Raw genomic sequence first — 13,786 nt, 5'->3', positions numbered from 1 at the left:
TGCCGTCACAGGCCAACCCCCAGGCGCTTGACGACATCCTGGACAGTCTTGTTGCCGGGATCCTTCTGCAACGCGGCGCGCAACAGGTCGGTGGCCTGGTCGCGTTTGCCCTGGCTCCAGAGAACCTCGGCCAGGTGCGCGGCGATATCGGCTTCAGGGCGCACGCTGTAGGCGCGGCGCAGATAATCGGCGGCGGCGGCGGAGTCACCCATGCGGAACTTGACCCACCCCATGCTATCCAGGATGAACGGATCGTTGGGCGACAGTTCCAGCGCCTGCGTGATCAGGTCCAGGGCTTCGGGCAGGCGCTGGTTGTGGTCGGCCAGCGTGTAGCCCAGCGCGTTGTAGGCGTGCGCGTGGTCGGGGTCCAGCGCGATGACCTGGCGCAGCATGCGCTCCAGGTCGGCCAGCCGGTTCTGGCGTTCATACAGCATGGCCAGTTCATATTTGATCTCGACCGTGTCCGGCAGCGCCCGGTCGGCGGCTTCCAGCACGGAGACCGCCTGGCCCACGCGATCGGCGTCGCGCAGGATCTGCGCCTTGGTCAGCACGCCCAGGGTGCGCTCTTCCTCGTCCTGGGGGCCGGCTGCGTCGATCATGGCCAGGGCATCGTCCACCCGCCCGCTCTTGGCGCGCAAGGCGGCCTGGCGCATGCGCACCGAATAACGCAGCGTGGCGTCGTCGATGCGACCCAGTTCCGCGATGGCCTCGTCGTAGTTCCCCTGATCTTCGGCGATGCGCGCCAGCAGCACATGCGCGTCCGCGGCGGCGGCGCCGGCATCGGTTGCGCCCGGCACGGTGGCCCGCTGGCGTTGGTTCTGCACATCCAGGTATTGCTGGAGCAGAGCCTTGGCTTGCGGCAACTGGCCGGACTTGTAAGCCAGCTGTGCCTGCATGAAGAGCAGGTCGAAATCTTCGGGCGAACGGCGCGACATGGCCTGAAGCTCGGCCAGGGCGCCGTTGTAGTCGCCGCTGTCGGCCAACTGGCCGGCCAGCATCAGGCGCACCTTGCGGGCGCCGGGGTTGCGGGCGATATAGGCGCGGGCTTCGGCCTGCGCACGCTGCGGATCCACCCGGGAGCCGTATTCCAGCACGCGCTGGGCTGCGGCTTCCGACTTGGGATCGGCGGCCAGGGCGGCGCGGGATTCCTGCGCGGCGCGCTCGTAGTCGCCCGAGGCGGAAGCCACGTCGGCCAACGCCAGGTGCGCGGCGGGCAGCTTGCGCACGCTGTCGCTCAGGGATTCGTCAAGGATGCGCAGCGCCAGGCGGCGGTCATTCAGGCGGCTCAGCACGGCAAGCGCCTGGCCGATCGCGGCCGGCTTGTCGCGCGACGAGTCGATGCGATTGCGCAGCGCCTGGGCCAGGCCCTTGGTCTGCCCATTGGCCGCGGCCAGCGCCAGTTCAGTGGAACTGGCCTCGACGTCGTTGGGAGACAAGCGCGCCCAGACGCGGGCGGCGTCCAGCGCGCCGGGCAGATTGCCGCCAGCCAGCTGGAATTCCAGCCCGCGGCGGGCAAGGCGGGGGTCGCCGGTGTCCCGGGCCAGCCCGACCATGGTGGTCGCGGCCGTGCCGTACATGCCGCGCTGGGCGGCAATCTCGGAGGCCAGCACGCGATAAAAGATGTCGGCGGTCAGCGAAACGTAGGGCAATTGCCCCGGGCGCAGACGGATGACCTCGGTTTCGGGCTGGCGGCTCTGGGGAGCCATGCGAGGCCCGGTGGCGTCGCGCGTCCGGCTGTCGGCGGCTTGGGCCGGCGGGGCCAGTATTGCTGCCAGCGCAAGCCCCAACGCGGCGATCCCGATATTCATTTGTTTAAAAGACGACTTCACGCGGCCCGTCCGGTTGATGGCACAATCTTCGTACACGCAATTGATGATCTTACACTGGCTCATGCCGGAACTGCCTGAAGTCGAAACCACGCGCCGAGGAATCGACGCCGTCATCACCGGCCGGACGCTCACGCGGCTGGTCGTCCATGAACCCCGCATGCGGTGGCCCATCCCCGCGGACCTGCCGTCCCTGATCGGCGGTCGCGCCGTGCTGGAGTGCGCGCGCCGGGGCAAGTACCTGCTCTTGCGCTTCGAACACGGCACCCAGATCGTGCACCTGGGCATGTCGGGATCCCTGCGCAGCGTCGCGCCGGGCGAATTCCTCCGCAAGCATGACCACGTCGAATGGATCTTCGACGAGGCCGTGCTGCGCCTGCATGATCCGCGGCGCTTCGGCGCGGTGCTGTGGCACTCCGGCGCGGACGGCCCCATCGACACGCACCCGCTGCTCGCCAAGCTGGGCATCGAACCCTTCGACCCGCGCTTTGACGGCGCCTGGCTGCACCGGCACTTCAAGAACCACGGCGCCGCGGTCAAGCAGGTGCTGCTGGCCGGCATGGCGGTGGTGGGCGTGGGCAATATCTATGCGTCGGAATGCCTGTTCCGGGCGCGCATCAATCCCAAGACGCCGGCCAACAAGCTGTCGCCGGCCCGTTGCGACCGGCTGGCCGACATGGTGCGGGCCACGCTGGCCGACGCCCTGACCTCGGGCGGCAGCACCCTGCGCGATTACGTCGGCGCGACCGGCGAGCCGGGCGCCTACTTCGAGATCCATGCGGCCGTCTACGAGCGCGAAGGCCTGCCGTGCCGGGTCTGCGCAACGCCGATCCGGCGTTTCGTCCAGGGGCAGCGGGCCACCTACTACTGCCCGAAATGCCAGAGGAACTGAGCCGCCGACACCCCAAAACCCTCGGGAAACCCCTGTAATAATAAGGCTATTCGTTTATAGCAAACGTATTGCACAAACACTAACGCAGGACTATATTCCTTCCACACACCCTATTCCTATAAAAGTGGAAGGAGCCTCCATGAGCAAGCAATTCGCCTCGCACGCGGACATGGACGACAAGGTCGTCTCGTTCGAAAAGCTGTCCGACAACGCCTATGCCTACACCGCCGAAGGCGACCCCAACACGGGAGTGATCATCGGCGACGAGGCCGTCATGGTGATCGACACCCAGGCCACCCCGGTCATGGCCCAGGACGTGATCCGCCGCATCCGCGAAGTCACCGACAAGCCCATCAAGTACATCCTGCTGTCGCACTACCACGCCGTGCGCGTGTTCGGTGCTTCCGCCTACAACGCCCAGGAAATCCTGGCCAGCCGCGACACGTACGACCTGATCGCCGAGCGCGGCGAACAGGACAAGGCCAGCGAGATCGGCCGCTTCCCGCGCCTGTTCCGCAACGCCGAATCGATTCCCCCGGGCCTGGTCTGGCCGACCATGACGTTCAAGGGCGAAATGACCGTCAACCTGGGCAACCTGGAAGTCAAGCTGCTGCAAGTGGGCCGCGGCCACACCAAGGGCGACACCATCGCCTGGCTGCCCGAACAGAAGATCCTGTTCGCCGGCGACCTGGTCGAATACCAGTCCACCCCCTACTGCGGCGACGCCTACTTCCGCGACTGGCCCACCACGCTGGATGCGCTGTCGGGCGTTGAAGCCGAAAAGATGGTGCCCGGCCGTGGCCCCGCGCTGAAGAACGCCACCGAAGTCCGCCAGGGCCTGGCCGGCACGCGCGCGTTCCTCACCGACCTGTACGGCGCCGTGAACCGCGGCGTGGCCGAAGGCAAGGACCTGAAGACCATCTACCGCGAGGTCTACGACTTCATGAAGCCGCGCTACAGCGACTGGGTGATCTTCGACCACTGCATGCCGTTCGACGTGTCGCGCGCCTTTGACGAAGCCTCCGGCTACACCGACCCGCGCATCTGGACCGACAAGCGCGACCTGGAGATGTGGGCCCAGCTGGAAGGCTGATCGTCCGGGCCGGCGCACGGCCCCGCCCCGAACCCGCAAGAACCGGACACGCGCGCCCCTCGCTGCGACGCGGGTCCGCATAAATAAAAAAATGACCCACACAGGAGACAACCGTGGGAGACATCGACTTTCAGGCGATGGAGTTCGCCTATGAAAAGCACGCCGACCAGAGCGCCAGCGCGCTTGCGCGGCACCAGGTGGTGGTGGTGGGCGCCGGACCCGTCGGCCTGACCACTGCGCTGGACCTCGCCCGCCAGGGCGTGCGCGTGGTGGTGCTGGACGACGACTACCGCCTGTCCACCGGATCGCGTGCCATCTGTTTTTCCAAGCGCACCCTGGAAATCTGGGACCGCCTGGGCGTGGGCCAGCGCATGATCGACAAGGGCGTGTCGTGGAACGTGGGCAAGGTGTTCTTCCGCGAGCAGGAGGTCTGGCGCTTTGACCTGCTGCCCGAACCCGGCCACCGCCGTCCCGCCTTCATCAATCTGCAGCAGTACTACGCCGAAGGCTACCTGTACGAACAGGCGCGCCAGCAGCCCAACATCGAGCTGCGCTGGAAGAACAAGGTCGCCGGCGTCATCCAGGACGACGGCGGCGTGACCCTGACCGTGGAGACTCCCGAAGGCCCCTATCAGCTGCATGCAGACTGGCTGGTCGCCTGCGACGGAGCGCGCTCGCCGGTGCGCAAGCTGATCGGCCAGGAGAGCCATGGCCGCATCTTCCGCGACCGTTTCCTGATCGCCGACGTCAAGATGAAGGCCGACTTTCCGGCCGAGCGCTGGTTCTGGTTCGACCCGCCCTTCCATCCGAATCAGTCCGTGCTGCTGCACCGGCAGCCCGACAATGTCTGGCGCATCGATTTCCAGCTGGGCTGGAACGCCGATCCCGTGGAAGCCGTCAAGCCCGAGAACGTGCTGCCGCGCATCCGCGCGCTGCTGGGCCCGGACGCGCAGTTCGACCTGGAATGGGTCAGCGTCTATACCTTTGCATGCGAGCGCATGGACAAGTTCCGCCACGGCCGCATCGTGTTCGCGGGCGACTCCGCGCACCGCGTATCGCCGTTCGGCGCCCGCGGCGCCAACAGCGGCGTGCAGGACGCGGAGAACCTGGCCTGGAAGCTGAAACTGGTGCTGGCGGGACTGGCGCCGGATGCGCTGATCGACAGCTACAGCGCCGAGCGCGAGTACGCGGCCGACGAGAACATCCTGAACTCGTCGCGCGCCACCGACTTCATCACGCCCAAGAGCGACATCAGCCGCAGCTTCCGCAACGCGGTGCTGAACCTGGCCAAGACCCACCCCTTCGCGCGCTCGCTGGTCAACAGCGGCCGTCTTTCGCTGCCCGCCACCTACTCGGGCTCGCCGCTGAACACCCCCGACGCCGAGGCGTTCTCGGGACGCATGGCGCCTGGCGCGGTGGCGCTGGACGCACCCGTGTCCGCCAATGGCGAGCCGGGCTGGTGGCTGGCGCAACTGGACGGAGACTTCGTGCTGGCGGTGTTCTGCGGCGACACGCTGCCCGACCGCGGCACGCTGCAGGCCCTGCAGTCCCTGAGCATGGCGCCGGTGCCGGTCAAGGCCGTGCTGGTCGCCAGCCCGCAATGCGACGTGTCGGCGCTGGCCAGGGAGCTGACGGTGGTCAAGGACAGCGAAGGATGCCTGTCCAAGCGCTACGACGCGCAGGCCGGCACAGCCTACCTGATCCGCCCGGACCAGCATATCGCAGCGCGCTGGCGCGCCGTCAACACCGATGCCATCGCCGCCGCGGTCAGCCGCGCCACCGGCCGCGCCTGAACTTCGAGGTCAACCCATCATGCTGATTACCGAAACCAATTTGAGCTCGCCGGACGACTTCTACGAAGCGCTGATCGATACCCACCGCGACTTGAGCAACGAGCAGAGCCAGGAGCTGAATGCAGCGCTGATCCTGCTGCTGGCCAATCACCTGGGCGACGTCGCATTGCTGAAGGAGGCGCTGCAGCAAGCGCGCGCGTCCGTGGTGCATGCCGGCTGACGCCCGCCCTAGGACCCGACCGCGAAGGTATTCACGATCAGGGCGCGCAGCCATTGGTTGCCGCCGTCGCGGTCCACCCTGCGCTGCCAGTACATGTTGGTCTGCAACGCGGGCACCTTCACGGGCGGCGCCATGAAACGCAGACCGAACGGCGGCGCGGCGCTGGCGGCCAGCTTTTCAGGCACCGTGGCCAGCAGATCGGTCGCGCTCACGATGTAGGGCACCGCTGAAAAATGCGGCACGCTGAAGTGCTCGGCCAGATCCACTCCCGAGCGCTCCATCGCTTGATTCACCTGCCCGTACGGGGCTGCGCGCGACACGATCAGATGGCGTTCCGCGCGGAACGCCTTGATCCCCATGCCCGCATGGGCAGTCGGATGCGCCTGGCGGAACAAGGTCGCATAGCCTTGGCGAAACAGCATGCGCTGCAAGGTCCCCGCCCCCATCTCGTCGAACGCGCCTATCGCCAGGTCCACCCGGCCCGCCTCCATTTCGCGCGGCAGGTCAGGCCCCTGCACCCGCACGGAGTCGATGCGCACCAGCGGCGCCACCTGCACGCATACCTCCATCAGGCGGGGCATGAAGTGGATTTCACCCACGTCCGTCATGGCGACGCGAAAGCGCCGGTTGCTGGTCGCGGCGTCAAAGGCGTCCTGGTCCTGCAGGGCCTGGGACAGCACCGCCAGCGCTTCGCTGACCGGGCCCGCCAGGCGCTGGGCGCGCGGCGTCGGCAGCATGCCCTGCGCGGTGCGCACGAACAGTTCGTCGCCGAACGCCACCCGCAGGCGGCGCAGCGCATTGCTGACCGCCGGTTGGGACAAGTCCATCCGCCGCGCCACGGCCGACAGGTTGCGGTCTTCCAGCAAGTGTTGGAACAGCAGCAACAGGTTCAGGTCCACATCGCGCAGCTCGGCCATACCCCACCCCATTATTCACAAAACTTATAGTCTCTATTTTTGCATTCCCGTAGCGGTAGCGGGAGATTTTTCCGACAATGGCGTATCGGCTCGGGCCTCACCCCCGGCCCGCCAACCAGACCAGACCGCGCGGCCAAGCACCGCGCAGCCACCCAGGAGGATTCCATGGAACTGCAATATCAGACCGGCTTCGGCAACGAATGCGCAACCGAGGCATTGCCCGGCGCCCTGCCGCTAGGCCGCAACTCGCCGCAGCAATGCCCTTATGGCCTGTATGCCGAGCAACTGTCCGGCACCGCCTTTACTGCCCCGCGCACGGAAAACCGCCGCTCCTGGCTCTACCGGATCCGCCCGGGCGCCCAGCACAAGCCCTTCGAGCCCTTTGAAGGCGCCGCCGGCTGGCAAAGCGCGTTCGGCCACGGCCCGGTCACGCCGAACCAGCTGCGCTGGAGCCCGATGCCGATTCCCACCGCCCCCACCGACTTCCTGGAAGGCGTGAAGACCTGGGGCGGCAACGGCGGTCCGGACGAACAGGGCGGCGTGGGCATCCACATGTACGCGGCCAACCGTTCGATGCAAGGCCGCTACTTCTACAACGCCGACGGCGAACTGCTGCTGGTCCCGCAGGAAGGCCGCCTGCGCCTGGCCACCGAACTGGGCCTGATCGACCTGGAACCGCTGGAAATCGCCGTCATTCCCCGCGGCGTGCGGTTCAGCGTGGAGCTGCTGGACGGCGCCGCGCGCGGCTACATGCTCGAGAACTTCGGCGCGGCCATGCGCCTGCCCGAGCTGGGGCCCATCGGCTCGAACTGTCTGGCCAATGCCCGCGACTTCAAGACGCCGGTGGCCTGGTACGAAGACGTGGAAGGCGATTTCGAACTGATCGCCAAGTTCACGGGCGGCTTCTGGCGCGCCTCGATCGACCATTCCCCGCTGAACGTCGTGGCCTGGCATGGCACGCATGCGCCGTACAAGTACGACCTGCGCAACTTCAACACCATCGGCTCGATCAGCTACGACCATCCCGATCCTTCGATCTTCACGGTGCTGACCGCGCCGTCGGACACCCCGGGCACGGCCAACATGGACTTCGCGATCTTCCCGCCGCGCATCCTGGCCATGGAGAACACGTTCCGTCCGCCCTGGTTCCACCGCAACATCGCCAGCGAGTTCATGGGCCTGATCCAGGGCGTCTACGATGCCAAGGCCGACGGCTTCGCCCCCGGCGGCGCCAGCCTGCACAACTGCATGAGCGGCCACGGGCCCGACGCCGAGACCTTCGAAAAGGCCTCGCATGCCGACACCAGCACCGCGCACTACATCCGCGACACGATGGCGTTCATGTTCGAAACCCGCCGCGTCATCCGCCCGACCGAGCAGGCGCTGGCATCGGTAGAATTGCAGGGCGACTATTACCGGTGCTGGCAAGGCATCGCAAAGCACTTCGATCCCAAGAAGGCGTGACGCGAAAGCGCTTGCTTTCCACGTCCGCGGCGATGAGCGCAAGCTCATCGCCGTTTGGCTTTTGATTCATCCGGCGCGCCGCCCCGCCCGCCGGGCCAGCCACCCCATAAACACACTGACAGAGACACGCAGCCATGACCACCACGATCAACGAAACCCACGACCCGTCCCTCAAGAGCTGGATCGACAGCGCCAACTCGGACGTATCGGATTTCCCGGTGCAGAACCTGCCCTACGCCTCGTTCCGCCGCAAGGGCTCGCAAGAGTCCTTCCGTCCCGGCGTGGCCATCGGCGACCAGATCCTGGACCTGGCCGCGCTGGCCGCCAGGCAGCCGTTTGAAGGCCTGGCCGCGGACGCCCTGGCCGCGTGCGCCACGGACAGCCTGAACGCCCTGATGGCCCTGGGCCAGCCCCAGTGGAGCGCGCTGCGCCTGGCGCTGTCGCGCGCGCTGCGCGTAGGCGCCGCCTTGCGCGCCGAGGTCGAGCCGCTGCTGATCGCGCAAGCCGCCGCGGAATACACGACGCCCGCCCGCATCGGCGACTACACCGACTTCTACATCTCGCTGCATCACGCCACCGCCGTCGGCAAACAGTTCCGCCCCGACAATCCCCTGCTGCCCAACTACAAGTGGGTGCCCATCGGCTATCACGGCCGCGCCTCCAGCATCGGCGTAGACCAGAAATTCCCGCGCCCCATCGGCCAGACCCGTCCGGCCAACGAAGGCGAAGCGCCTCAGTTCGGCCCCTGCGCACGCCTGGACTATGAACTGGAACTGGGCATCTTCGTGGGCACGGGCAACGCGCAAGGCGACCGCATCGCCCTGGCCGACGCGGAATCGCATGTGTTTGGCCTGTGCATCCTGAACGACTGGTCGGCCCGCGACATCCAGGCTTGGGAATACCAGCCGCTCGGCCCCTTCCTGGCCAAGAACTTCGCGTCCACGATCTCGCCGTGGGTCGTCACCATGGAAGCGCTGGAGCCCTTCCGCACGCAGTGGAACCGCGGCGCCACCGAACCGCAGCCGATGCCCTACCTGGCCTCGGACGCCAACCGCGCCAAGGGCGCCTTCGACGTGCAGATGGAAGTACTGCTGACCACCGAAAAGTCCCGCGCCGACAAGCAGGCGCCGGTCTCGCTTTCGCGCAGCAATTTCCGCGACGCCTACTGGAACATCGCGCAACTGATCACGCATCACACGGTCAACGGCTGCAACCTGCAGCCCGGCGACATGCTCGGCACCGGCACGCTGTCCGGCCCCCTGGCCTCGGAAGCCGGCTCGCTGCTGGAACTGTGCAATGGCGGCAAGGCCCCGATCGAACTGCCGTGGGGAGAAAAGCGCACCTTCCTGCAGGATGGCGATCAGGTCATCATGCGCGCCGAATGCGTGAAGGCGGGATATCCGCGGATCGGATTCGGGGAAAGCTCGGGCACCGTGCTGCCGGCCCGCGTTTGATCGCTTGAGAATGGCGCGCGCCCGGCGGGCGCGCCCTGTTGCCCGAGACGGGCGCCGGCGCTCAGCCCTCGCGCCGCGCCGTCAAGGCTTCGATCTCGTCGTCCTTGGCCTGCCACTGCTCCCCCAGCCAATGGTGGAACGTGGCGCGGAAGGCCTTGTCCCGGGTGTAATCCGCAGCGCAGAAGGCCGGCGGCACCGGCAACTGCCGCATGCGAACCAGCACCGGACCGGCGCGGCCGCAAGCCATGTCCCAGAAGCTGGGCGCGCCTTCCGGGTAGGCGATGGTGACATCGATCATCGAACGAAATCGTTCACCCATCGCGTTCAGCGCCACCGCCAGCCCGCCGGCCTTGGGCTTGAGGAGATGGCGGTACGGCGAAGCCTGCGCGACGCGCTTGGCCTCGCTAAAGCGCGTGCCTTCGGCAAACACCATCACGCTGGTCGGCACCAGCGAGAACTTCTCGCAGGCGCGCCGCGCCGCTTCCTGGTCCTGGCGGCCCAAGGCCGGGTTGCGGCGCAACTCCGCCTTGCCGTGACGCTTCATGAATGGGAAGTCCAGCGCCCACCAGGCCAGCCCGATCACCGGCACGTAGATCAATTGCTGCTTCAGGAAAAACTTCAGGAGCGGAATCCGCCGGTTCAGCGAACGCTGCAGCACAAAGATGTCCACCCACGACTGGTGATTGCAGTTGACCAGGTACCAGTCCGCGTAGCGCAGCCCGGCATGGCCCTGCACATCCCACGGCGCCTCCTGGATCCGTTCGAACCAACCGGCATTGCCGGACACCCACGCGGTCGCGATGCCATTGAGCACCGGGTCGACAGCCCGCCGGACCGCGGCAAAGGGCAACACCAGCTTCACCAGGGCGATCGGTAACAGCAGCAGGCACCAGAACACCGTGCTGACCACCAGCAGGATCGTGCTGAAGACGCCGGTCACCCACGCAAGGCGGCCGCGCGGCACCGGGAACCCGCGACGGCGGCGCCCGGGCTGGCCGGGCTCGTGCGAGTTGATTTGAGCGGCATTCGCCGCTGGCGACGCGCCGGAAGACGGTTTTGGAAAAGTCATGAGCGGCAGTTTGCTGGCACCTGGAAAAAAATGGCTTGCGCAGAATCAAGCCTACCACCACCAGCCTCATCCCACGGCGCAAGACAAAACGTAAGCCCGAAAAGGCCGCCCGGGCCTCCGGGGACCCGGCACGGCGGGCCTGTCGGGCCCTCCATCCGAAGCAAGGCTATCAAGGCAAGCGATACTTCTCTTCCCGGTACACCCAGCTTGCCCAAAGCGCATGCGCCAACGCTTCCTGCATCAGCGCCGGATCCACGGGCTCAACCGGCTCATAGACCTCATCGCGCCCCACCGGCGCCGCCTCGTACCGGAACTGCCGCGGATCCTTGGAAGGCTCCAGCACCAGCAGCTGATCCCCCCGCAGATACCCGAAGTTATCCGCATACTGCATCATCGCGCGATTCGGATCGCGCTGCGTCAGGTCCACGCCCAGCATCGGGTTCACATTGTCCAGCCCCATCAGCGACAACAGCGTCGGCGCCATGTCGATCTGGCTCACCAGACGATGGTCCTGCCGCGGCTCGATGCCGGCGCCCAGAATCAGCGCCGGGACCTGGAAATGCCGCACCGGCACGGGAATGGAACCATACACGCGCGAATCATGGTCCGCGATCACCAGGAACACCGTGTTGTCCCAGTATGGCGCCTTGCGCGCCTTGTCGAAGAACTGGCCCAGCGCCCAGTCCGCGTAGCGCACGGTATTGTCCACCGTGGCCGGATCGCCCACCGGCTGGATGCGCCCCTCCGGATACTCCCAAGGCGAATGGTTCGTCACCGAAAACGCCAGCGTGAACACCGGCTTGTCGCCGTCGGCGCGCAGCAGGCGGTCCACCTGATTGAACATGTCTTCATCCGAGGCGCCCCACGACCCTTCGAACACGGGATCCACGAACTTGGGACGATCCACGATCTCGTCGAACCCGTTGCCCAGGAAGAACGCGCGCATATTGTCGAAATGCGACTCGCCGCCATACACGAAGCGCGAGTGGTAGCCATGCTTGCCCAGCAGCTGCGCCAGGGTGAAGAACCCCGTCTGCGAGCGCGGCAGCTTCACCACCGCGTCCGCGACGCTGGGCAGAAAACCCGCCGTCACCGCCTCGATCCCGCGCACCGAGCGCGTACCGGTGGCGTAGGCGCGATGGAACATCCAGCCCTCCTTGCCCAGCCGGTCGATGTTCGGCGTCAGATCGCGGCCCCCCAGGCTGCCCACGTACTGGGCGCCCAGGCTCTCCTGCAAGATGATCACCACGTTCAGCGGCTTGTCCCGCCGCACCGTGGCCTTCTGCTCATGCAGACTGGGATAACGCGGATCCAGCGGCGCGCCCGTCATGCCGGCCTTCTCGCGCACGATGGCGTTCATCTCGTCCACCGGCATCTTCGGGTACATCGCCGCGGACGAACGTTCGTCCTGCATGCGATAGGCCGCGTCGAACACGCTGTATAGCGAATTCAGCGCCAGCGAATTCACCATCGCGTCCGAACTGAAGGCCACCTTGGCCGGATTGATCGGACGGTGCTCCAGCGTGCCGCGCGCCCCCAGGAACGCCAGCGCCAGGATCAGGAACGACGCCACCGGCCGCTTCCACCACGCCATGAACGGATCGCGTGCGCGCGTGGGGAACAGCTTCACCGCCATCCAGGCCGCGACCAGCAGCACCACGAAGGAAGCCAGCAGCACGCCCTTGTAGCCCTGCCACAGCATCGACCCGACTTCCTTGGGGTTCAGCAGATAGATGAAGTACAGGCGGTTGGGACGCGTGTCGTACTCGGCGATGAACTGCGGCGTCGAGACCTCCAGCAGGACATAGAGCATCCACCACACGCGGAACCACCACGCGGTGATGCGAGCGGCGAGCGGACGATGCCCGAACCAGGGCGAAAGCACCGCGGGCAGCGCGATCACCATCGACAACAGGCATACGTCGATGCGCAATCCGCCGAGCAGGAGCGGCCCCAGGCCGCCGGCGGCCTCCACGCGGTCCCACATCCAGTACGCCAGCCCCAGCCGGGACAGCGTCAGCAGCGCCAGGACGGCAAGAATGAATCGCAGAGTCAGGCGGCGCATGCTGCGGCCCTCCCCAAGCGCCGAGACGCCCGTTCCGATGAAAGAATGCCGCCGTGTATGCCAAGCAGAACCATGCCGCCTCGTTGACCAAGATTGAAAACGGGCCAAGGTTAACGCGCTTTCGGGCAGATCGACGGCGGCGTCGTCCGAACTACGGGTTGTATGACATCGTATTACAGAAAATCACCGCGCCAGGGCGGGCATCGGCATCGCCTACTGCGCGCGGCGCAGGCGTTCCCGGCTGTTGCTCAAATGCGTGCGCATGGCCGCGCGCGCGGCTTCGGCGTCCTGGCGCGTAATGGCGCTGTAGATGTCCTCGTGCTCGAGATTCACGCGCGCCAGATAGGCCGCGCGGTCTTCGTGCGCGAACTTGGCGGAATTGATGCGGGTGCGGGGAATGATGGCCGAACCCAGGTGCGACATGAGGTCCGCGAAATAGCGGTTGTCGGTGGATTGCGCCACAAGCAGATGGAACTGGAAGTCAGGCGTGATCGTGTCGCCGCCGCTGTCCAGCGCGTGTTTGAATGCATCCAGCGCGCGCCGCATCTCTTGCAATTGGACCTCGCTGCGCCGGATGGCGGCCAGGCCCGCGGCCTCGCTTTCCAGGCAGATGCGCAGTTCCAGCAACACCAGCACGTCGCGCACCGTGGCGATGTCGGCCGGATCCACCCGGAAGTCGGCGCCGCCGCTCGGCTCCAGCGCATAGGTGCCCACGCCATGATGCGTCTCGACCAGGCCCGACGCTTGCAGGCGCGATAGCGCCTCGCGCACGACGGTGCGGCTTACGCCGAACTGACGCATGATCTCGGACTCGGTCGGCAGCTTGTCGCCGGGACGGATATCTCCGCCGCGGATGCGCTCGGAGATGCTCTCCACCAGGCCCTGGGCCAGGTTCCGGGGACGACGCTGAGGCAAAACAGGGGTGGCGACAGGAGCGTTCATCAGGGATTGTCCGAAAGCGGTTGCGCAAAGCTTGACGCTGAAATTTCTCGC

11 protein-coding genes are annotated in these 13,786 nt (G+C 66.6%); 6 read left to right on the top strand and 5 right to left on the bottom strand.

From position 1 onward, the window contains the following. Window positions 1–5: 5 nt before the first annotated feature. On the bottom strand, window positions 6–1,892 hold the full coding sequence (locus HLG70_RS26025) for a tetratricopeptide repeat protein (protein WP_171664857.1): 1,887 nt from the start codon (window positions 1,890–1,892) through the stop codon (window positions 6–8). Here HLG70_RS26025 and mutM point away from each other — a divergent pair. The 4 genes from mutM (at window position 1,891) to HLG70_RS26005 (ending at window position 5,824) form a co-directional block, all read left to right on the top strand. Beyond that, window positions 1,891–2,718, top strand: coding sequence for a bifunctional DNA-formamidopyrimidine glycosylase/DNA-(apurinic or apyrimidinic site) lyase (gene mutM, locus HLG70_RS26020; RefSeq protein ID WP_171664856.1), 828 nt, complete (start codon window positions 1,891–1,893; stop codon window positions 2,716–2,718). The genes HLG70_RS26025 and mutM overlap by 2 nt on opposite strands. Window positions 2,719–2,857: 139 nt before the next feature. After that, on the top strand, window positions 2,858–3,811 hold the full coding sequence (locus HLG70_RS26015) for an MBL fold metallo-hydrolase (RefSeq protein WP_171664855.1): 954 nt from the start codon (window positions 2,858–2,860) through the stop codon (window positions 3,809–3,811). Between the two features lie 113 nt (window positions 3,812–3,924). After that, entirely contained in the window at window positions 3,925–5,604 is a 1,680-nt protein-coding gene (locus HLG70_RS26010) for an FAD-dependent oxidoreductase (protein WP_171664854.1), read from the top strand. 16 nt (window positions 5,605–5,620) lie between these two features. After that, window positions 5,621–5,824: a DUF2783 domain-containing protein gene (locus tag HLG70_RS26005; protein WP_171665124.1), complete on the top strand. Its 204-nt coding sequence runs from the start codon at window positions 5,621–5,623 to the stop codon at window positions 5,822–5,824. Between the two features lie 8 nt (window positions 5,825–5,832). Here HLG70_RS26005 and HLG70_RS26000 read toward each other — a convergent pair whose 3' ends face one another. Further along, complete coding sequence (locus tag HLG70_RS26000; RefSeq protein WP_171664853.1) at window positions 5,833–6,741, bottom strand: LysR family transcriptional regulator; 909 nt, start codon at window positions 6,739–6,741, stop codon at window positions 5,833–5,835. 165 nt (window positions 6,742–6,906) lie between these two features. On the opposite strand from HLG70_RS26000, the gene hmgA reads away from it, so the two are divergent. Continuing rightward, window positions 6,907–8,205, top strand: coding sequence for a homogentisate 1,2-dioxygenase (gene hmgA / locus HLG70_RS25995; RefSeq protein WP_171664852.1), 1,299 nt, complete (start codon window positions 6,907–6,909; stop codon window positions 8,203–8,205). Window positions 8,206–8,339: 134 nt separating this feature from the next. Then, entirely contained in the window at window positions 8,340–9,659 is a 1,320-nt protein-coding gene (gene fahA, locus HLG70_RS25990) for a fumarylacetoacetase (protein WP_171664851.1), read from the top strand. 61 nt (window positions 9,660–9,720) lie between these two features. Here fahA and HLG70_RS25985 read toward each other — a convergent pair whose 3' ends face one another. From HLG70_RS25985 to HLG70_RS25975, 3 genes are all read right to left on the bottom strand, one after another. Beyond that, entirely contained in the window at window positions 9,721–10,623 is a 903-nt protein-coding gene (locus tag HLG70_RS25985) for an acyltransferase (protein ID WP_234103448.1), read from the bottom strand. Window positions 10,624–10,897: 274 nt separating this feature from the next. After that, window positions 10,898–12,793 (bottom strand): LTA synthase family protein, encoded by a 1,896-nt coding sequence (locus tag HLG70_RS25980; protein ID WP_171664849.1) that lies wholly within the window; start codon window positions 12,791–12,793, stop codon window positions 10,898–10,900. A gap of 213 nt (window positions 12,794–13,006) precedes the next feature. Further along, window positions 13,007–13,735, bottom strand: coding sequence for a FadR/GntR family transcriptional regulator (locus HLG70_RS25975; protein ID WP_171664848.1), 729 nt, complete (start codon window positions 13,733–13,735; stop codon window positions 13,007–13,009). Window positions 13,736–13,786: the final 51 nt, after the last annotated feature.

Origin of the sequence: Achromobacter deleyi (assembly GCF_013116765.2) — a bacterium.
In the GTDB taxonomy this organism is placed as follows: Bacteria; Pseudomonadota; Gammaproteobacteria; order Burkholderiales; family Burkholderiaceae_B; genus Achromobacter; species Achromobacter deleyi_A.
The sequence above is the reverse complement of the archived record's forward strand: the minus strand, read 5'-3'. Positions and strand labels throughout refer to the sequence as shown.

Bases quoted from the DNA above. Each gene is read 5' to 3' on its own strand.
- mutM (WP_171664856.1), top strand. From the start codon at position 1,891: ATGCCGGAACTGCCTGAAGTCGAAACCACGCGCCGAGGAATCGACGCC.
- HLG70_RS26025 (WP_171664857.1), bottom strand. From the start codon at position 1,892: ATGAGCCAGTGTAAGATCATCAATTGCGTGTACGAAGATTGTGCCATC.
- HLG70_RS26015 (WP_171664855.1), top strand. From the start codon at position 2,858: ATGAGCAAGCAATTCGCCTCGCACGCGGACATGGACGACAAGGTCGTC.
- HLG70_RS26000 (WP_171664853.1), bottom strand. From the start codon at position 6,741: ATGGCCGAGCTGCGCGATGTGGACCTGAACCTGTTGCTGCTGTTCCAA.
- hmgA (WP_171664852.1), top strand. From the start codon at position 6,907: ATGGAACTGCAATATCAGACCGGCTTCGGCAACGAATGCGCAACCGAG.
- fahA (WP_171664851.1), top strand. From the start codon at position 8,340: ATGACCACCACGATCAACGAAACCCACGACCCGTCCCTCAAGAGCTGG.
- HLG70_RS25980 (WP_171664849.1), bottom strand. From the start codon at position 12,793: ATGCGCCGCCTGACTCTGCGATTCATTCTTGCCGTCCTGGCGCTGCTG.
- HLG70_RS25975 (WP_171664848.1), bottom strand. From the start codon at position 13,735: ATGAACGCTCCTGTCGCCACCCCTGTTTTGCCTCAGCGTCGTCCCCGG.